Source organism: Bradyrhizobium sp. Rc3b (genome assembly GCF_900114915.1).
GTDB lineage: Bacteria > Pseudomonadota > Alphaproteobacteria > Rhizobiales > Xanthobacteraceae > Bradyrhizobium.
The window spans coordinates 228,249-246,755 of the sequence record NZ_FOUS01000014.1 but is presented as its reverse complement, the minus strand read 5'-3'; the positions used below and the strand labels follow the sequence as shown (position 1 = coordinate 246,755).

General features: G+C 64.0%; 16 protein-coding genes and 2 pseudogenes. 7 read left to right on the top strand and 11 right to left on the bottom strand.

Annotated features, from left to right (window positions below):
• Positions 1 to 31: 31 nt before the first annotated feature.
• Entirely contained in the window at positions 32 to 703 is a 672-nt protein-coding gene (locus BM190_RS30245; RefSeq protein ID WP_177237379.1) for an OmpA family protein, read from the bottom strand.
• Between the two features lie 158 nt (positions 704 to 861).
• Positions 862 to 2,394, bottom strand: coding sequence for a caspase family protein (locus tag BM190_RS30240; RefSeq protein WP_092261377.1), 1,533 nt, complete (start codon positions 2,392 to 2,394; stop codon positions 862 to 864).
• 378 nt (positions 2,395 to 2,772) lie between these two features.
• Between BM190_RS30240 and BM190_RS30235 the strand changes: the two genes are divergently transcribed.
• The gene (locus tag BM190_RS30235) at positions 2,773 to 3,579 is read left to right on the top strand and encodes an N-acyl homoserine lactonase family protein (RefSeq protein ID WP_177237378.1); all 807 of its coding nucleotides are present in this window, start codon (positions 2,773 to 2,775) and stop codon (positions 3,577 to 3,579) included.
• Positions 3,580 to 3,709: 130 nt separating this feature from the next.
• Here BM190_RS30235 and BM190_RS41780 read toward each other — a convergent pair.
• From BM190_RS41780 to BM190_RS30225, 3 genes and pseudogenes are all read right to left on the bottom strand, one after another.
• Positions 3,710 to 3,793, bottom strand: a pseudogene (locus tag BM190_RS41780) (MarR family winged helix-turn-helix transcriptional regulator); the annotation flags it as partial.
• Positions 3,794 to 3,879: 86 nt separating this feature from the next.
• A pseudogene (locus BM190_RS30230) lies at positions 3,880 to 4,600 on the bottom strand (class I SAM-dependent methyltransferase).
• A gap of 90 nt (positions 4,601 to 4,690) precedes the next feature.
• Positions 4,691 to 5,233 (bottom strand): MarR family winged helix-turn-helix transcriptional regulator, encoded by a 543-nt coding sequence (locus tag BM190_RS30225; RefSeq protein WP_018321574.1) that lies wholly within the window; start codon positions 5,231 to 5,233, stop codon positions 4,691 to 4,693.
• Positions 5,234 to 5,343: 110 nt separating this feature from the next.
• Here BM190_RS30225 and BM190_RS30220 point away from each other — a divergent pair, with 110 nt between their 5' ends.
• The 5 genes from BM190_RS30220 to fahA all read left to right on the top strand — a co-directional run bounded on the left by BM190_RS30220 (position 5,344) and on the right by fahA (position 11,009).
• Entirely contained in the window at positions 5,344 to 6,960 is a 1,617-nt protein-coding gene (locus BM190_RS30220) for an FAD-dependent oxidoreductase (protein WP_092261375.1), read from the top strand.
• A gap of 8 nt (positions 6,961 to 6,968) precedes the next feature.
• A complete protein-coding gene (locus BM190_RS30215) occupies positions 6,969 to 7,199 on the top strand; it encodes a DUF2783 domain-containing protein (protein ID WP_092261374.1) in 231 nt (76 codons plus the stop codon).
• Positions 7,200 to 7,224: 25 nt separating this feature from the next.
• Positions 7,225 to 8,181, top strand: coding sequence for an MBL fold metallo-hydrolase (locus tag BM190_RS30210; protein ID WP_092261373.1), 957 nt, complete (start codon positions 7,225 to 7,227; stop codon positions 8,179 to 8,181).
• A gap of 2 nt (positions 8,182 to 8,183) precedes the next feature.
• Positions 8,184 to 9,530 carry a homogentisate 1,2-dioxygenase gene (gene hmgA, locus BM190_RS30205; RefSeq protein ID WP_177237377.1) on the top strand — a complete coding sequence of 449 codons (1,347 nt, stop codon included), beginning with the start codon at positions 8,184 to 8,186 and terminating at the stop codon, positions 9,528 to 9,530.
• 207 nt (positions 9,531 to 9,737) lie between these two features.
• Positions 9,738 to 11,009, top strand: a complete 1,272-nt coding sequence (fahA, locus tag BM190_RS30200; RefSeq protein WP_092261371.1) for a fumarylacetoacetase — start codon at positions 9,738 to 9,740, stop codon at positions 11,007 to 11,009.
• A 102-nt stretch (positions 11,010 to 11,111) separates the two neighbouring features.
• Here the strand turns inward: fahA and BM190_RS30195 are convergent, their stop codons facing one another.
• Positions 11,112 to 11,423, bottom strand: a complete 312-nt coding sequence (locus tag BM190_RS30195; protein ID WP_018321568.1) for a DUF1272 domain-containing protein — start codon at positions 11,421 to 11,423, stop codon at positions 11,112 to 11,114.
• A gap of 72 nt (positions 11,424 to 11,495) precedes the next feature.
• On the bottom strand, positions 11,496 to 11,975 hold the full coding sequence (locus BM190_RS30190; RefSeq protein ID WP_026202578.1) for an Lrp/AsnC family transcriptional regulator: 480 nt from the start codon (positions 11,973 to 11,975) through the stop codon (positions 11,496 to 11,498).
• Between the two features lie 123 nt (positions 11,976 to 12,098).
• Here BM190_RS30190 and hppD point away from each other — a divergent pair, with 123 nt between their 5' ends.
• A complete protein-coding gene (hppD, locus tag BM190_RS30185) occupies positions 12,099 to 13,214 on the top strand; it encodes a 4-hydroxyphenylpyruvate dioxygenase (protein ID WP_092261370.1) in 1,116 nt (371 codons plus the stop codon).
• 133 nt (positions 13,215 to 13,347) lie between these two features.
• Here the strand turns inward: hppD and BM190_RS30180 are convergent, their stop codons facing one another.
• From BM190_RS30180 to BM190_RS30165, 4 genes are all read right to left on the bottom strand, one after another.
• Complete coding sequence (locus tag BM190_RS30180) at positions 13,348 to 14,454, bottom strand: CaiB/BaiF CoA transferase family protein (RefSeq protein WP_177237376.1); 1,107 nt, start codon at positions 14,452 to 14,454, stop codon at positions 13,348 to 13,350.
• 196 nt (positions 14,455 to 14,650) lie between these two features.
• Positions 14,651 to 15,451, bottom strand: coding sequence for an FAD binding domain-containing protein (locus BM190_RS30175; protein WP_092261368.1), 801 nt, complete (start codon positions 15,449 to 15,451; stop codon positions 14,651 to 14,653).
• A gap of 15 nt (positions 15,452 to 15,466) precedes the next feature.
• Positions 15,467 to 17,809 (bottom strand): xanthine dehydrogenase family protein molybdopterin-binding subunit, encoded by a 2,343-nt coding sequence (locus BM190_RS30170; protein WP_092261367.1) that lies wholly within the window; start codon positions 17,807 to 17,809, stop codon positions 15,467 to 15,469.
• 83 nt (positions 17,810 to 17,892) lie between these two features.
• Positions 17,893 to 18,378: a (2Fe-2S)-binding protein gene (locus BM190_RS30165; RefSeq protein WP_018321562.1), complete on the bottom strand. Its 486-nt coding sequence runs from the start codon at positions 18,376 to 18,378 to the stop codon at positions 17,893 to 17,895.
• Positions 18,379 to 18,507 lie beyond the last annotated feature (129 nt).

Below are 18,507 nucleotides of genomic sequence, written 5' to 3'. Positions count from 1 at the left end.
CGACTTGTCACTTCAGAGGATTTTGTCGTGCTCACTTCGATGCGGTGGTCTTGTTTTCCATGTTGACGACCTGCACGCGGCGGTTGGCCTCGGCCATCGGCTGGCTCGGATTCTTCAGCTTGCTCTTGCCGTAGCCGACGGTGACGAGGTCGGTGGCGGAGATGCTGTACTTGTCGACGAGGTAGCGCTTGATCGCATCCGCGCGGCGTTCCGACAGGTCCTGGTTGTAGGTTTCGCCGCCGGCGGCATCGGTGTGGCCGGCCACCACGAAGGTGGAGCCCTTTAGGTCCGGACTGGTCAGCGCGCGACCGAGCGCCTGCACGGATGGCATCGACTTGGCGCTGATATTGGCGGAGTTGTAGTCGAACGTGATTTCGAGATCGATGTTCGGCTTGTCCTTGGCGACCGATGCGATTTCCTCGCGCTCGGTCGAGGACAGCGAACGCGTCGAGCGGCCGCGCACCGACTGGATCAGCTTGCTCTCGGCGGCGTTCGGCGCGGGATCGGCCTGCGGGGCGATCGAGAGGCCGCGGGTCAGGGGCTTCTTGGCCGGCGGCGCCAGCGCGCGGACGATGTCGTCCTCGGTAACGTTCTTGCTGTTGCCGTCATCGCCGGCGAAGGCCGGCGAGGCCGGCAGCGACAGCGCAGCGCCAAGAGTGATGATGGACAGGATCGCGGTAAGTCCCTTTGCAGCCGATTTCATAGCCAGTCCCTCCTGCGCAGCGAGCTCGCGCGGTTCGAAAATTCCTGCCAAAGTTCCTGCAATGAGCCCCCCGGGGAAGGCCGCCTGCGGCATCCGTTCGTTAGTCTTCCCTGGGCCCCCAAGGTTCGAGGCGCCGCCTGCCTCAATTCAAAAAAATACTAGCGCACTCCGTAGCTTGCGAACTCCTGAACGATGTTCGGATCCATCGCTTTGGCATTGGCGATATCAAGCGCGCCTTCCTGGGCGGAGCCATTGCGCTGCTTGGCGAGGCCGCGCCCATAAAGCGAGGAGGTCAGACGCGGGTTGATCCTCAGGGCCGCATCGAAATCGGCGATGGCATTCTTGACCGCGCCCGATTTGAGGTTGACGAGCCCGCGGCTGTCCAGCGCGTCGACGAAGTTGGGCCGCAGCCGCAACGCCTCGTTGCAATCCTTCAGCGCGCCCTGGAGGTCGCCGACCACGGTGCGGGTCCAGCAGCGGTTGTTCAGCGCCTCGACATCCTTGGTGTTGATCCGGAGCGTGTCGTCGAAATCCTTGATGGCGAGGTTGTAGGCGCCCTTGCTGGCATAGACCTGGCCGCGCCGGTACAGCGCGTTCACGTCGTCCGGATTGGCGGCAATCTTGGAGGTCAGGCTCTTGATCGTGGGATCGTCGGCCAGCGCGGCGGCGCTCGGCCCGCTGTCCGTGCTCGGTGCCGGAGCGGGATCAATCGGCTTGACCGGCGGTGGCGGCGGGGGCAGGGCGGCCTCGACCTGCGGCTTCGGCGTGGGGGCCGGCGCAGGCGCAGGAGGTGGAGAAGCAGGCGCGGGTGCCGCCGCGGTGTCGGCCGGCTTCGGCGGCGGAGGCGGTGTCGGCGCCGCGGGCGGTGACGGCGGCGGGTTGTTGGCGACCACCGGCGGCGGCGCGGGAGGCGTCGACGGTGCCGGACGCGATCCGCCGGCTCCCGGGCTAAACGAGAAATCTTCGGCCAATGAAGAGGATATCCAAGGCACCTGCTCGCCGCGCGAAGCCCGGGTGACGCCCATCTTGGTCCGGTTCAGCGTCTCCTCGGCCATCAGGTCGGGGACCCGGATTTCCTTCAGGAGCTCCTGGACGAACAGGCTGTGCTCGCCGCCGGCGTCGGAGACCACCGAGGCCAGCGCCGCCGAATACATCACCAGCGTTCCGTTCGGCGCGATCACCGGGGTCAGGCCGGCCGAGAAGCTGCGGAACCGGCGCTCGAACGGATTGCGCCTGCTAGCGTCGACCAGCGCGATCTTGACGCCGGCGCCGCGGGTGTTGAGCTCGCCGAGGACGGTCTCGAGGCTGAAACCGTCGCGGCGCACGTCGGATTCGGTCCAGATCTGCGCATCGATCGGCAGCATGTAGCTCTGGCGCGCCGACTGGATGCCGAAGCCGCTGAAGAACACCAGCGCCACCGATCCCGGCTTGATCTTGCCGTAGAGCTTGTCGAAGGCGCGGCGCATGCCGTCGCCGGTCAGATTCTCGCCGATCTCGACCGAAAAGCCGTCGCGCTTGAGCTCGTCGGCGACGTCACGGGCATCGTTGATCGGTTCCTTCAGCGGGGCATCCGCATCCGGATATTTGGCGTTGCCGATGACCAGCGCAAAGCGGTCACCGGCCGCAAGCGATGGGGCAGTCGGGACGAGCGAGACGAGCAAGGGCAGAAGAAGAAAGAAGCGAATTTTCATAATCAGCGCGGTCCAGCCAAAAAGGCGCCGTTCCCAGCTTGCGCCGCGGCGACCTTAACTTACGCTTCCTGCATTATCAAACCGGGGACGGGGGGCGTCAACTGCTTGGAGATTCGGCGTTATCGCGACGATTGACCGCAACGCCTGGGTGCGCCGCAGAACGGATAAACAGGCTGTCATGTTTGTGCTCGACGCGATCCGGCTCGATCTTACCGGCGGACGTTAGGACCTCCATGGCGCCGAAAATGTGATTGGTCTCACATTGAAAGGCCTGCCGCCGTGATGCGGCGCGGCGTTTGACCTTTGCAGCGGAGAATGGCTTGGTGCGCAGGATCGTGCCGAAGATCCACTCAGAAAAGCAAAGCAAAAGCAAAAACCATGGGAAACGCCTACGAGATTTACGCCCTGCGCTATGCGACGATGTCGCCGCGCACCCCCAGCATGAACTTCCTTCAGCCCGATCCGCATGACAGCGCGGCGCAGGACCTCGACTATTTCGTCTGGCTGATCCGCGGGGGCGGCCGCGACATCCTGGTCGACACCGGCTTCAATGCCGAGGAGGCGAGCGCGCGGGCGCGCAAGCTGACGCTCAATCCGGTCGATGCGCTGGAGCGCTTTGGCGTCGCGGCGTCAAGCATTCGCGACGTCATCGTGACGCATCTGCATTACGACCACGCCGGCAATCTCGATCGCTTCCAGAATGCGCGCTTCCACCTCCAGGAGCGCGAGATGGCCTACGCGACCGGGCGCTGCATGTGCAACGGACTGCTGCGACATCCGTTCTCGGTCGAGCACGTCACGCAGATGGTGCGCCACGTCTATGGCGAGCGCGTCAATTTCTATTCGGGCGACGGCGAAGTCGCGCCCGGCGTCACCGTGCATCGCGTTGGCGGCCATTCGGACGGCTTGCAGGTGGTCAAGGTGGAGACCGCGCGCGGGCCGGTGGTGCTGGCATCCGATGCTGCGCATTACTACGCCAATCTGCAGCGCAAGAGCCCGTTCCCGATCGTCTACAATGTCGGCGACATGGCGGTGGGTTGGGAGACGATCGAGCGTCTCGCCGGCCATCCTGACAGGTTCATTCCCGGCCATGATCCGATCGTGACGGAAATTTATCCGCGCGCCAGCGACAAGGTCGACGCCTGGGCGCTGCATCTGCCGCCGTCGCGGTCGTTTGCGAAGTGAGGGCGAAGCCGTCATTCCGGGGCGCGCGAAGCGCGAACTATGGTGCGCAGTTGCGCACCTGAGAATCGCGCGCCACAATCTCTGGATTCCAGGTTCGCCGCTTTGCGGCGCCCCGGAATGACAGCGTCGGCTAATACGCCTGCTTGGCGTCGGCCTCTTTGCTGGTCTGGATCAGATCGAGACTCGCTTCGATCTCGCCGAGCCGGATCGAGAGCGCCGGGTTTGAGTCTCGATCGGCAATTCCGGTCTGACCTTTTCTTCGGACGTGTGCGGTCTCCGAGACGGGCGGCAGATATGGTTTCAGCGAGTGCCGGCAGGATCCACACAAGCAACGATATCGCGGGGAGATTTTCGAGCCGCTAGCTCCGGGGGAGAGAATATCGCCAGGTATCCTCCGTCCCCTGCGAGCTTATATGTGGCGACCTCGGCGATAGCCGACGGCAGTTAATTCGCAGCGCAAGAGCGCAATTGGCATGCCATGCTTCGACGTCGGAAGCTCAAGATCGACAATTCCGACCCGCGCACCCTGCTTCAAGGCGGGCGCGAGATTGTAGAGGAAGGCATAGGGTTGGGCTATCTCGTGATACATATGCGCAAGGATTACTGCATCCAGTGAAGAAGCGGGCAGACGCGGGTCGTGGGGTTCGCCGAGCGCGAATTGCACGTTCGTCAACTTCAGAAGTTTTGTTCGCCTAGCGAGTTCGACGAGGTAATCCCGCGTGACGTCCTGGGCAACGACAGAGCCGGCGGGTCCGACGAGGTGTGAGAGCCTGACCGTGTAGTAGCCACTGCCTGCTCCAATGTCACCGACTGTCACACCTGGTTTCAGTTCAAGAACGCGTGCGATTTGACCGGCCTCATTGAGGGCGTCGCGGCGCTCCTCGGAGGAGCGGCGCGGGCTGACGATTCGTGCGACAGGGCGCTGCGGTGAGGGAAACTCGTTTGCAGCGACTCCGGGGGGAGCCAGATAACCCATGTCAACGGCGTATGCGCGAGTTGCAGCAAAGGCCACAAGTAGCATCGCTATATTCGCCACTGCCGTCACGGGCCTACCAAGCTTTCTCAACCGGACTCCCAAAAGCCGACGTCTGCGCCTCCATGAGTACGCGTCCTAATACGCCTCTTTCGCGTCGGCCTCTTCGCTGGTCTGGATCAGATCGAGATTCGCTTCGATTTTGCCGAGCAGCACCGAGAGCTGCTTGCGCTCCTGCGCGGAGAGGCAGGCGAGGATTTCGTCTTCCCGCCGCAGCAGCTGCGGGAACAGCTCTTCGTAGAGCGCGCGGCCCTTCTTCGTCAGTTGCAGGCGGAATTCGCGGCGGTCGGCTTCGTTCTCGACCCGCTCGATCAGATCCTCGTTGAGCAGCGCAGTCACCGCGCGGCTGATGGTGGATTTGTGCGTGCGGGTGCATTGCGCGATGTACTGCGCGCTACACGCATCGTTGCGGAACCCGAGCGTGGCGATCACGCGCCAGGCCGGAATGTCGAGACCATGCCGTTCCTGGTATTCGACCGCGAGCGCGGAACTGACTTCCGCTGCGAGCCGGTTGAGGCGGAACGGCACGAACTTGAACAGGTCGAGCCGTGCCTTTGGCCGCACGGAGGCCTCGTCGGCTTCGCGTGCCTTCAGTGCGATGTCGCTGGATGTCCTCGCCAAGGCGCGCGCTCCGAATTCCAGTTGACGGCCGGCCGGCTCCGGTCCAAAATAGTTGCACGTGAGACTATCTAGCAGATCAGGCCTCTCCTGACCAGAGCCGAGGTTCGAGTATGGCGCAGGCCACGACCTATCAGGCCAAAGCCCAGTTCGGCTATCGCCGCCATGCCGATCAGGACCGCGCCGGCCAAGGCCCGGCCGAGCATCCGGTCGTGGTTGTCGGCGCCGGCCCGGTCGGGCTGTCGCTCGCGATCGACCTTGCCCAGCGCGGCCAGCGCGTCGTCCTTCTGGACGATGCCGACCGCATCGGTGAAGGCTCGCGCGCGATCTGCTTCTCGAAGCGGTCGCTGGAATATTGGGACCGGCTCGGCGTCGGCGACCGCATGGTCGCCAAGGGTGTGGTGTGGAGCGTCGGCCGGATCTTCCACGGGGAGTCCCTGCTCTACCAGTTCAACCTCCTGCCCGAGGACGGCCACAAGCGGCCCGCCTTCATCAATCTCCAGCAATACTACGCCGAAGCCTATCTGGTCGATCGTATCAGCGATCTACCCGAGATCGACTTGCGCTGGCGCAACAAGGTGACGGCGCTGGAGCAGCGCAACGATTCCGTCGCATTGACGATCGAAACCCCGGAGGGCGCCTACCATTTGCATGCGCAATATGTGATCGCCTGCGACGGCGCGCGCTCTTCGCTGCGGCAGATGGTCGGCGCCGAGTTCGCGGGGCAGGTGTTCGAGGACCAGTTCCTGATCGCCGACGTCAAAATGACCGCGGAATTCCCGACCGAGCGCTGGTTCTGGTTCGATCCGCCGTTCCATGCGGGACGTTCCGCCTTGCTGCACCGGCAGCCCGACGATGTCTGGCGCATCGACCTCCAGCTCAATCGCTACGCCGATCCCGTGGTCGAGAAGAAGCCGGAGAACGTGCGACCGCGGATCGCGCGCATGCTCGGCCACGACAAGTTCGAGTTCGAGTGGATCTCGCTCTACAAATTCCAGTGTCGGCGGATGGACCGGTTCATCCATGGCCGTGTGATTTTTGCCGGCGATTCCGCGCATCAGGTTTCGCCATTCGGTGCCCGCGGCGCCAATTCCGGGCTCGAGGACGCGGAAAATCTGTCCTGGAAGCTCGATCGCGTGCTGCGGGGCACCTCGCCCGCAAGCCTGCTCGAGAGCTATCACGCCGAGCGCAGCCTGGCGGCCGACGAGAACATCCGCGAGTCGACGCGCTCGACCGATTTCATGGCGCCGAACTCGCATCAGGAAGCGCGGCTGCGCAAGGCGGTGCTGTCGCTGGCCAAGGAGACCGAGTTTGGCAAGCGCATGGTCAATGGCGGACGGCTGTCGGTGCCGTGCAGCTACGACACGCCGTTGTCGTCGCCGGATGCAGATGTGTGGGGCGGCGGACCCTCTCCCGGCTGCTCCATGCTCGATGCGCCAATTGCCGAGCAGGCCTATCTGACGGACGCCTTCCGCAAGGGTGGAACGGACTTCACCCTGCTCTCGTTCAGCAATGGCGCGGCGATTGATGTGCCCGATGGCCTCAAGAATGTTCGCATCGGTGGCGAGGGCGGACTTGCCGATCCCTCGGGCCTCGTCGCAAAGCGCTACGACGCCGCGCCGGGCGTTGCCTATCTGCTCAGGCCCGATGGCTATGTCGCCGCGCGCTTCCGCCATCCGACGCGCGCCGCGATCGCGGCGGCGTTGTCGCAGGCTCAAGGTCTCAATTGAGGTTTCGCATGCCGTTGTCTACCAGCTCCAACTTTGCGCGGCCGGACGATGCCTTTCGCGCCATCGTCGAAGCGCATCGCGGGTTCACCGAGGAACAAAGCGCTGATTTCGACGCGGCACTGGTGCTGATCCTCGCCAACCATATCGGCGACATCGGTGTGCTGCGTGAGGCGATCGAGCTTGCCAAGCGCCGTATGATCGACGGCCAGCAGCAACAACAACAGCAGCAACAACAATAACCCAAAAGACTCAAAGGACGAATTGATGGCGAAGAACTTCGCATCCACCGGTGACCTCTCGGAAAAGAAAATCACCTTCTCCGAGATCGGCACCGATCTCTATGCCTTTACCGCCGAGGGCGATCCGAACACCGCCGTCATCGTCGGCGACGACGGCTGCCTGGTATTCGACGCGCAGGCGACGCCGGCGATGGCGAACAAGGTGATCGAGCGCGTCCGCACCGTGACCGACAAGCCGATCAAGTACGTCGTGCTGTCGCACTATCACGCCGTGCGCGTGCTAGGGGCCTCCGCCTACAAGGCGCAAGGCATCGTCGCCTCGCAGGAGACCTATCGGCTGATCGAGGAGCGCGGCAAGCAGGATTGGGATTCCGAGTACGGCCGCTTCCCGCGGCTGTTCCAGGACGCCCAAAGCATCCCCGGCCTGACCTGGCCGACGCTGACCTTCGAAGGCGAGATGTCGATCTATCTCGGCAAGCGCGAGGTGCGGCTGATGCAGCTCGGGGCCGGCCACACCTCCGGCGATATCGTCGCCTGGGTGCCCGATGCCGAAGTGATGTTCTCCGGCGATCTCATCGAATATCACTCGGCCTGCTATTGCGGCGACGCGCATTTGCGCGAATGGCCGCTGACGCTGAACGAGATCCGCAACTTCAATCCCAAGGCGATCGCGCCGGGCCGCGGCGATGCGCTCAACGGCACCGCCACGGTGCGCGAAGCCATCGCGATGACCCGCGATTTCGTCACCTCGCTCTATGGCGCAGCCGAAATCTCGGTGGCCAAGGGGCGCACGCTGAAGGAATCGATGGCGGCGACCCGCGAGGTGATGGATCCGAAATTCCACAGCTTCGCCATCTACGAGCACTGCCTGCCGTTCAACGTGTCGCGTGCCTATGACGAGGCGTCCGGGATCGACGATCCCGTGATCTGGACCGACAAGCGCGACCAGGACATGTGGGCAGCCCTGCAAGGAGGAGGATAGTGATGAACATCAACACCTCGCCCGATCAGATCATCCGAAGCTCGGCGCAGGTGACGCCGGGCTACATGTCCGGCTTCGGCAACAGCTTCGAGACCGAAGCGCTGCCGGGCGCGCTGCCGATCGGGCGCAACTCGCCGCAGCGCTGCGCCTACGGGCTCTACGCCGAGCAATTGTCCGGCTCGCCCTTCACCGCGCCGCGCGGCACCAATGAGCGCTCCTGGCTCTATCGCATCCGCCCCTCGGTGAAGCATTCCGGCCGCTTCGAGAAAGCAGATGCCGGCCTGTGGCGTTCGGCGCCGTGCCATGAATACGATCTGCCGATCGCGCAGATGCGCTGGGACCCGACGCCGCTTCCGAAGGAAGAGGTCACCTTCGTGCAGGGCGTGCAAACCATGACGACGGCGGGCGATGTTAATACGCAGGCCGGCATGGCCGCGCATGTCTATCTCATCACCAAATCGATGGTGGACCAGCATTTCTACAATGCCGACGGCGAGCTGATGTTCGTGCTGCAGCAGGGCAATCTTCGTCTCGTCACCGAGTTCGGCCGCATCGATGCCGAGCCCGGCGAGATCGTCGTGATCCCGCGCGGCGTCAAATTCCGCGTCGAGATTCCGAACGGGCCGGCGCGCGGCTATCTCTGCGAGAACTACGGTGGTGCGTTCACGCTGCCGGAGCGCGGGCCGATCGGCGCCAATTGCCTCGCCAACGCCCGCGACTTCCTCACCCCCGTCGCGCATTACGAGGACAAGGACACGCCGACCGAGCTCTACGTGAAATGGGGCGGGGCGCTGTTCAAGACGACCTTGCCGCATTCGCCGATCGATGTCGTCGCCTGGCACGGCAATTACGCGCCCTACAAATACGATCTGCGCACCTTCTCGCCGGTCGGCGCGATCGGCTTCGATCATCCCGATCCCTCGATCTTCACGGTTCTCACTTCGCCGTCGGAGACGGCGGGCACCGCGAATATCGACTTCGTGATCTTCCCCGAGCGCTGGATGGTCGCCGACAACACCTTCCGGCCGCCCTGGTACCACATGAACATCATGAGCGAGTTCATGGGCCTGATCTACGGCGTCTACGATGCCAAGCCGCAAGGCTTCGTCCCCGGCGGCATCTCCTTGCACAATTGCATGCTGCCGCACGGCCCCGATCGCGACGCCTTCGAGCACGCCAGCAACGGTGAATTGAAGCCGGTGAAGCTGACGGGGACGATGGCCTTCATGTTCGAGACCCGCTACCCGCAGCGCGTCACCGCGCATGCGGCGAACTCCTCCACGCTGCAGGATGATTACGCGGATTGCTGGAAGGGACTCGAGAAGCGGTTCGATCCAAGCAAGCCGTAGCTTTCTACCCTCCCCTGGAGGGGAGGGTCGCTACGCATGCAGCGAAGCGGAATGCGTAGCGGGGTGGGGTGACAGTCTCTCCGCAAGGAACACTGCCCGCGTTGAGAGATCACCCCACCCCGTCTCATATTTCGCTGCGCTCAATATGAGCCGTCCCTCCCCCTCCAGGGGAGGGTGACACCCTCACCGCTGCGCCACGGGAAACCCATGCCCCACCCCAACGACCCCAGCCTCCGCTCCTTCATCGAGATCGATTCCGCCTCCGACTTCCCGATCCAGAACCTGCCCTACGGCGTGTTCTCGACGGCGGCCAATCCGACGCCGCGCGTCGGTGTCGCGATCGGCGATTACGTGCTCGATCTCTGGGAGCTCGAGCAGGAATCCCGCCTCGATGTCGGCCCGCTCGGGGTGTTCTCCGGGCCCTCGCTCAATCCCTTCATGACGCTGGGGCCAAAGGTCTGGGCCAAGACCCGGGCGCGGATCAGTGAGCTTCTGCGGGCCGATCATCCTGAGCTGCGTGACAATGGGGAACTGCGTAGCCGCGCGCTCGTGCCGATGCGCGATGCCAGGCTGCATCTGCCGTTCGCCGTCTCCGGCTATACCGATTTCTATTCGTCGAAGGAGCACGCCACCAATGTCGGCGTGATGTTCCGCGGCAAGGATAATGCGCTGCAGCCAAACTGGCTGCATATGCCGATCGCCTATAACGGCCGCGCCTCGACTGTGGTGGTTTCAGGCACCAAGGTGAAGCGGCCGCGCGGGCAGCTGAAGCCGCCGAATGTCGAGGTGCCGAGCTTCGGGCCCTGCAAGCGGCTCGATTTCGAGCTGGAGATGGGCGTCGTGATCGGCCAATCCTCGCCGATGGGCGGCATGCTGAGCGAGCAACAGGCGGAAGAGATGATCTTCGGCTTCGTGCTGCTCAACGACTGGAGCGCGCGCGATATCCAGCAATGGGAATATGTGCCGCTCGGTCCGTTCCTGGCCAAAGCGTTCGCGACCTCGATCAGCCCGTGGGTGGTGACGCGCGAGGCGCTGGAGCCGTTCCGCCTGATTGGACCGGAGCAGCAGCCGGTGCCGCTCGATTATCTCAGGCAGGACAGGCCGCAGAATTACGATGTCGAGCTCGACGTCTCCTTGCGCGCCGCCGGCGCCAACGCGCCCGCCAGCATCAGCCGCACCAATTTCAAGTACATGTATTGGTCCTCGGTGCAGCAGCTCATGCACCACGCTTCCTCCGGCTGCGCCATGAATGTCGGCGACCTCTTAGGGTCCGGCACCATCTCCGGTCCCGAGAAGAACCAGCGCGGCAGCTTGCTCGAGATCAGCTGGAACGGCACCGAGCCGGTTGAATTGCCCGGCGGCGCCAAGCGCTCCTTCCTGGAAGACGGCGACAGCCTCGTGATGCGCGGCTGGTGCCAGGGGAATGGCTATCGCGTCGGCTTCGGCGAGGTGGAAGGGACGATTTTGGCGGCGGAGTGATTGCGGCGCGCTCCGGTCTCGTAGGGTGGGCAAAGCGAAGCGTGCCCACCATATCGATGACGTGGGCACGGCGCTAACGCGCCTTTGCCCACCCTACGAGATCTACCGCTTCTCCGGCGGCACGTCCCGTATCCGCGCGCAATGTGCCGCGACGTCCTCGACGCTGTATTTCAAATGCACCCGCTTGTCCGACGGCACCTGCTTGCTCGTGCACACGCCCGGCCGCCATTCCTGCGTCGGCCTGATCGGGCGTGGCGCAAAACCGCCGCCGCAGTTCGGGCAGACGTTGGAGAGTTTCGTCTCGACGCAATCCGCACAGAACGTGCATTCGTAGGAGCAGATCCGCGCATCAATTGCATCGGGCGGCAGGTCGCGGTCGCAATATTCGCAGTTCGGTCGAAGCTGGAGGGCCATGGCTGAATCTCCGGATTGGCTGGGATCATCGCAGATCGCGCGGGAAGCGCGAATGACGTAGTTCCCTCGATTTCAGCCGGCCTTGATCTCCCTGAGCGGCAATCGCGAGCTCTCCTTCAGCCTGTCGAGCACGATGGAAGAGCGCACATGCGCCACGCTCTGATGCGGCATCAAGACGTCGTTGACGAGGTTGGAGAGCCCCTTGAGATCGCGCAGCACCGCCTTCAGCACGTAGTCGGCGTCACCGGTGAGCGAATAGGCCTCCTGAATCTCGTCGATACGGCCAACCAATGCGCGAAACCGCTTCGAGTTATCCGGCGAGTGAGTCGCGAGCGTCACCTGGATGAAGGCGACCACGCCGAAGCCGAGTGCCTCGCTGGAGAGATCGGCGTGATAGCCCGCGATCACCTTCTCCTCCTCCAGCCGCATCCGCCGGCGCGAGCATTGCGAGGCCGAAAGCCCCGCGAGGTCGGCGAGCTCCTGGTTGGTGAGGCGGCCATCGTCCTGGAGCGCGCCCAGGATCCTGAGGTCGAAGGCGTCAACCGAAATCATGCGTTGTTTGTCCATTTCATGCACGGATCGTGCATATGATACTCAAAGGCCGTTCCGTTTGCACGCTCATTGCGGGCTCCATGAAGGATAGTTCCTCCCAGCAGCAATTTGGGAGAGCCGTCTATGGGACCGTTTCCGCACGATGCACCGCCGGCCACTGTTAGCGCCGACAATCCGATGGGCACCGACGGGTTCGAATTCGTCGAATATGCGCATCCCAATCCAGAAGAGCTGCATGCGCTGTTCAAGCTGATGGGCTATGCGCCCGTCGCGCGCCACAAGACCAAGAAGATCACGGTCTACCGCCAGGGCGACATCAACTATCTCCTCAACGAGGAGCCCGGCAGCCACGGTTACGAGTTCGTTGCCACGCACGGGCCCTGCGCCCCCTCGATGGCGTTCCGCGTCGTCGATGCGAAGGCGGCCTATGACCGCGCGATTTCGCTCGGTGCGGAGCCTGCCGATGTGTCATCGGCGCAGAAGACGCTCGACGTGCCCGCGATCAAGGGCATCGGCGGCAGCCTGCTCTATCTGGTCGACCGCTACGGTGCCAAAGGTTCGGCCTATGATGCCGAGTTCGAATGGCTCGGCGCACGCGATCCGCGGCCTGCCGGCGCTGGCCTGTTCTATCTCGACCATCTCACCCACAACGTCCACCGCGGCCGCATGGATGTCTGGGCCGGCTTCTACGAGAAGCTATTCAACTTCCGCCAGATCCGCTTCTTCGACATCGAGGGCCGCGCCTCCGGACTGTTCTCCCGCGCGCTGACCAGCCCGGATGGCAAGATCCGGATTCCGATCAACGAGGATGCCGGCGATTCCGGCCAGATCGAGGAATATCTGAAGACCTATCGCGGCGAGGGCATCCAGCACATCGCCTGCGGCTGCCGCGATATCTACCGCACCATCGAAGACCTGCGTGACGCCGGTCTGCCGTTCATGCCGCCGCCGCCCGAGACTTATTTCGAGCGGATCGACGCGCGTCTGCCCAAGCATGGCGAGGACCTCGCGCGTCTCCAGAAGAACGGCATCCTGATCGACGGCGAAGGCGTGGTCGAGGGCGGCCAGACCAAGGTGCTGCTCCAAATCTTCTCGGCCAACGCGATCGGCCCGATCTTCTTCGAGTTCATCCAGCGCAAGGGCGACGACGGGTTCGGCGAGGGCAATTTCAAGGCCCTGTTCGAATCGATCGAGGAGGATCAGATCCGGCGCGGGGTTTTGAAGGTGGATGCGGCGTAGGTTCTAGCCTCACGCACACTGCCGTAGGGTGGGCAAAGCGAAGCGTGCCCACGTCCTGCCCAGTTGATGCGAAGACGTGGGCACGGCGCTGCGCGCCCTTGCCCACCCTACGCGACCTTTGTCCGGGTGAGACTTACCTCTTCCACGCCTGCATCACCGCGCCGATTTCCGCCGGCTCCGGCTCACGCACCGCCGACGGTGTCCGCGAGAAGCGCGGCGCCGGGGCGGGCTGCTTCACGCCGTGGCGCTCGACGAACACGTTGCGGGCGACCATGTGCGGATGCTGGGTTGCTTCCGACATGGTCAGCACCGGCGCGAAGCAGATGTCGGTGCCTTCCATGATCTTGCACCAGTCCTCGCGCGTCTTGCTCTTGAACACGGCCTTCAGCTTCTCCTTCAGCGCCGGCCAGGCCTTGGGGTTCATCTGCGCGTCGAAATCGGCATCCGTCAGGCCCGCATGCTCGCGCAGCAGCGCGTAGAACTGCGGCTCGATCGAGCCGATCGAGACGAAATGGCCGCAGGCGCATTCATAGACGCCGTAAAAATGCGCGCCGCCGTCGAGGAAGTTCTGGTTGCGCCCCTCGGTCCAGCGGCCCAGCGTCGTCATGTCGAAGAAGAACGACATCAGCGAGGCCGCCCCGTCGCACATCGCGGCATCGACGACCTGGCCCTTGCCGGATCGCTGCGCTTCCAGCAGGGCTGCGAGCACGCCGACGACGAGATAAAGCGCGCCGCCGCCGAAATCGCCGACCAGATTGAGCGGCGGCACCGGCGCTTCCTTCGTGCCGATGGCCGCGAGCGCGCCGGTGATGGAGATGTAATTGATGTCGTGGCCGGCCGCGTTGGCGAGCGGGCCTTCCTGGCCCCAGCCGGTCATGCGGCCATAGACCAGTTTGGGATTGCGAGCGAGCACGACGTCCGGCCCGAGCCCGAGCCGCTCCATCACGCCGGGACGAAAGCCCTCGACCAGCGCATCGGCGCTGGCAAGCAGTTCGAGCACCTCTGCGATCGCCGCCTTGTCCTTCAGGTCGAGCTCGATCACCTTGCGGCCGCGTCCCGCCACCGACTTCATGCTCTTCTTCGCGCCGACCCGGTCGAGCGTGACGACGTCGGCGCCCATGTCCGCCAGCATCATGCAGGCGAACGGGCCAGGGCCGATGCCAGCGAATTCGACGATGCGGAAGCCCGAGAGCGGGCCGGAGGCGCGGACGGTCGAGGTGGGCGCTGATTTATCGAGCACGTTGTTGTTTCCTCGGGTCGCGGGCGGATGCCGATGGTTCGGTATCGCCGCTGACATTATTCTTGGAGCGAGTTAATCGGCTGATTAACTTTTCTCGCCTTCATGCCAGCGAGGCAAGCGCTTTTGATGCCGCACCGCCAAAATAAAACGGCGCGCACCGAAGTGCGCGCCGCGGAAAATTTGTGTCGAGGCGCTATCAGCGCGCCGCGGCCACCGCGCGCTGCGCCATTACCTTGATGAGGTTGGCGCGGTACTCGGCAGTGCCGTGGATGTCAGCCAGCAATCCGCTCGCCGAAATGCTGACGCCATCGATCGCCGACGGCGACCAGTTCGCTTTCAGCGCGGCTTCAATCGCGGGCACCCGCATCACACCGGATTGCGAGGCACCAGTCGCGGCGACGCGAACCTCGCCCGATTTGGTCTGCGCGACGAACACGCCGGTCAGCGCAAAGCGCGAGGCCGGATGCCGCATCTTCTCGTAGCCTGCTTTCGCCGGCACCGGGAACGACACGGCGGTGATGATCTCGCCGTCTTCGAGCGCCGTGGTGAACAGGCCCTGGAAGAAGTCCTCGGCCGAGATCGACCGCTTGTTGGTCTTCACGGTGGCGCCGAGTGCGAGCAATGCAGCGGGGAAATCCGCGGCGGGATCGTTGTTGGCGATCGAGCCGCCGATCGTACCGCGGTAACGCACGGCAGGGTCGCCGAGCACCGAGGTGAGATAGGCGATCGCAGGAATCGCCTTCTTCACATCGGCATTGGTCATGATGTCGTAATAGATCGTGGCGGCCTTGATGGTCAGCGTGTCGCCCGACAATTCGACGCCCTGCAGCTCCTTGATCTTGCCGAGGTCGATCACGTCGGACGGGCTTGCGAGGCGCTGCTTCATCACAGGCAGCAGCGTCTGGCCGCCGGCAAGGAACTTGGACTCGCTGCCCTTGGCGAACAGGCTTGCAGCCTCGTCGACCGAGGAAGCGCGATGATAGGTGGTCTGGTACATCTTCGTTCCTCCCTCTTAAGCCGCGTTGATCGTGCGCCACACCCGATCAGGGGTTGCGGGCATTTCCAGATTGTTCTTGCCGATCGCATCCGTGATCGCGTTGATCACGGCCGCAGAGGCGCCGATCGCGCCGGCCTCACCGCAGCCCTTGATGCCCAGGGGATTGCCCGGGCAAAGGGTCGTGGTGTGGGAGAGGTTGAAGGAGGGCACGTCGTCGGCGCGCGGCATGGCGTAGTCCATGAACGAGGCCGTGACCGGCTGGCCGTTGGCGTCGTAAATCGCGTGCTCGAGCAGCGCCTGCCCGATGCCTTGAACAAGGCCGCCATGGACCTGGCCCTCGACGATCATCGGGTTGATCAGCCGGCCGAAATCGTCGGCTGCGACGAAGTCGACGAAGGACGTCTTGCCGGTGCCGGGATCGACCTCGAGCTCGCAGATATAGGTGCCGGCCGGGAAGGTGAAGTTGGTCGGATCGTAGAAGGCGCTCTCCTTCAGACCCGGTTCCATCCCGTCAGGCAGGTTGTGCGCGGTATAGGCCGCGAGCGCGACCATCGGCAGGGCAATCGCCTTGTCGGTGCCGGTCACCTTGAACTCGCCGTTCTCGATGACGATGTCGGCCTCGGAAGCTTCCAGCGCATGGGCCGCAATCTTCTTGGCCTTCGATTCCATCTTCTCCATGGCCTTCAGGATCGCGGTGAGGCCGACGGCCGCCGAGCGCGAGCCGTAGGTGCCCATGCCGAACTGCACCTTGTCGGTGTCGCCATGGACGATCGAGACCTGGCTGATGGGAACGCCGAGGCGATCGGCGACGAGCTGGCAGAACGTGGTCTCGTGGCCCTGGCCGTGGCTGTGCGATCCCGTCAGGATCTCGATGGTGCCGACCGGGTTGACGCGCACCTCGGCCGATTCCCACAGGCCGACGCCGGCGCCGAGGCTGCCGACCGCCTTCGACGGCGCGATGCCGCAGGCCTCGATGTAGCAGGACACGCCGATGCCGCGCAGCTTGCCTTGCGACTTGGCTTGCGCCTTGCGCGCGGCGAAGCCGGCATAGTCGATCGCCTTCATCGCGGCATCGAGCGAGGCGTTAAAGTCGCCGGTGTCATAGGCCATGATCACAGGCGTCTGATGCGGGAACTGGGTGATGAAATTGGTCCGGCGCAGTTCGGCCGGATCGACCTTGAGCTGCCGCGCCGCCGTTTCCATCAGCCGCTCGATCAGATAGCTCGCCTCGGGGCGGCCCGCGCCGCGATAGGCGTCGACCGGCGTGGTGTTGGTGTAGACCCCGATCACCTCGGCATGGATCGCCGGGATGTTGTACTGGCCCGACAGCAGCGTCGCGTAGAGATAGGTCGGCACCGAGGACGAGAACAGCGACATGTAGGCGCCGAAATTGGCGTAGGTCTTCACCTTGAAGCCGGTGATCTTGTTGTTGGCGTCGAACGCCATCTCGGCATGGGTCACATGGTCGCGGCCGTGCGCGTCGGTGAGGAAGGCCTCGGTGCGGTCGCCGGTCCATTTCACGGGACGGCCGACCTTCTTGGAGGCCCACAGCGCCACCATCTCTTCGGGATAGATGAAGATCTTGGAGCCGAAGCCGCCGCCGACGTCAGGGGCGATCACGCGCAGCTTGTGCTCGGGGGCGATGTTGTAGAACGCCGAGAGCACGAGGCGGGCGACGTGCGGGTTCTGCGAGGTCGTATAGAGCGTGAAATGCTCTTCCGCCGCGTCGTAATCGGCGATCGCCGCGCGCGGCTCCATCGCGTTCGGGGCGAGGCGGTTGTTGGTGACGTCGAGCTTGACCACATTGGCGGCCTTGGCGAAGGCGGCATCGGTGGCGCCCTCGTCGCCGATCACCCAGTCATAGACCTGGTTGCCGGGAGCTTCGGGGTGAAGCTGCGGCGCGCCAGACTTGATCGCGGCCTGGACGTCGGCGACTGCGGGAAGTTCCTCGTAATCGACGGCGACGGCCTCGGCCGCATCGCGCGCGAGATTCTTGCTTTCGGCGATCACGACCGCGACGGCCTGCCCGACGAAGCGCACCGTCTCCGGCGCCATCGCCGGCCATGCGCCCATCTTCATCGGGCTGCCGTCCTTGGAGGTGATGGCCCAGCCGCAAATGAGATTGCCGACCTTGTCGTCGACAATCTCTCGGCCCGTGAGCACGGCGACCACGCCCGGCATCTTCAGCGCGGCGGAGGAATCGATCCCCTTCACCTTGGCGTGGGCGTGCGGGCTGCGGATGAAATGGGCATGGGTCATGCCCACCAATTTGATGTCGTCCACGTACCGGCCCTTGCCGGTGATGAAACGCTTGTCTTCCTTGCGCACGACTCGCGCGCCGATGCCTTCAACACCCATGTCTGGTCCTCCCGACCGGAAATTTCTTTGACCGCGCTTTCCCTCGAAAGCTGCAGCCGTGGTTCTTTTCGAGGCGCGCCGCTTTACTCGGCCGCCTGCGAGACCTTCATGCGCCCGGCTGCATCCAGCACGGCTTTGACGATGTTGTGGTAGCCGGTGCAGCGGCAGATATTGCCTTCGAGCTCGGTGCGGACGGTGGCTTCGTCGAGCTGGCCACCATGGCGGTGCACGATGTCGATCGCCGACATGATCATTCCCGGCGTGCAATAGCCGCATTGCAGGCCGTGATTGTCGCGGAAGGCGGCCTGCATCGGGTGCAGCTCGTCGCCCTTGGCGATGCCTTCGATGGTGGTGATGCTGGCGCCGTCGGCCTGGCCCGCCAGCATGGTGCAGGATTTCACCGCTCGGCCGTCCATGTGCACGACACAGGCGCCGCACTGGCTGGTGTCGCAGCCGACATGGGTCCCCGTGAGATTGAGATGATCGCGCAGCAGTTGGACCAGCAGCGTGCGGTCCTCGACGTCGACAGCAACGGCCTTGCCGTTCACTGTCAGTTTGACTGTAGACACGGTGTCGTCCTCCCAGAATGTTTGTAGTTATTCCAATTAGAAACAGCGCGATGAAACTTTGCAACTGGGATTTTGGGTCGCCGGGTGTCACGAAACGGTCGTCGAGGCGCTGCGATCAGACAACACCGA

Coding starts and splice junctions, on each gene's coding strand:
- BM190_RS30220 (WP_092261375.1), top strand. CDS start 5,344: ATGGCGCAGGCCACGACCTATCAGGCCAAAGCCCAGTTCGGCTATCGC.
- BM190_RS30175 (WP_092261368.1), bottom strand. CDS start 15,451: ATGTACCAGACCACCTATCATCGCGCTTCCTCGGTCGACGAGGCTGCA.
- BM190_RS30210 (WP_092261373.1), top strand. CDS start 7,225: ATGGCGAAGAACTTCGCATCCACCGGTGACCTCTCGGAAAAGAAAATC.
- hmgA (WP_177237377.1), top strand. CDS start 8,184: ATGAACATCAACACCTCGCCCGATCAGATCATCCGAAGCTCGGCGCAG.
- BM190_RS30245 (WP_177237379.1), bottom strand. CDS start 703: ATGAAATCGGCTGCAAAGGGACTTACCGCGATCCTGTCCATCATCACT.
- BM190_RS30195 (WP_018321568.1), bottom strand. CDS start 11,423: ATGGCCCTCCAGCTTCGACCGAACTGCGAATATTGCGACCGCGACCTG.
- BM190_RS30215 (WP_092261374.1), top strand. CDS start 6,969: ATGCCGTTGTCTACCAGCTCCAACTTTGCGCGGCCGGACGATGCCTTT.
- hppD (WP_092261370.1), top strand. CDS start 12,099: ATGGGACCGTTTCCGCACGATGCACCGCCGGCCACTGTTAGCGCCGAC.
- fahA (WP_092261371.1), top strand. CDS start 9,738: ATGCCCCACCCCAACGACCCCAGCCTCCGCTCCTTCATCGAGATCGAT.
- BM190_RS30235 (WP_177237378.1), top strand. CDS start 2,773: ATGGGAAACGCCTACGAGATTTACGCCCTGCGCTATGCGACGATGTCG.
- BM190_RS30240 (WP_092261377.1), bottom strand. CDS start 2,394: ATGAAAATTCGCTTCTTTCTTCTTCTGCCCTTGCTCGTCTCGCTCGTC.
- BM190_RS30190 (WP_026202578.1), bottom strand. CDS start 11,975: ATGATTTCGGTTGACGCCTTCGACCTCAGGATCCTGGGCGCGCTCCAG.
- BM190_RS30170 (WP_092261367.1), bottom strand. CDS start 17,809: ATGGGTGTTGAAGGCATCGGCGCGCGAGTCGTGCGCAAGGAAGACAAG.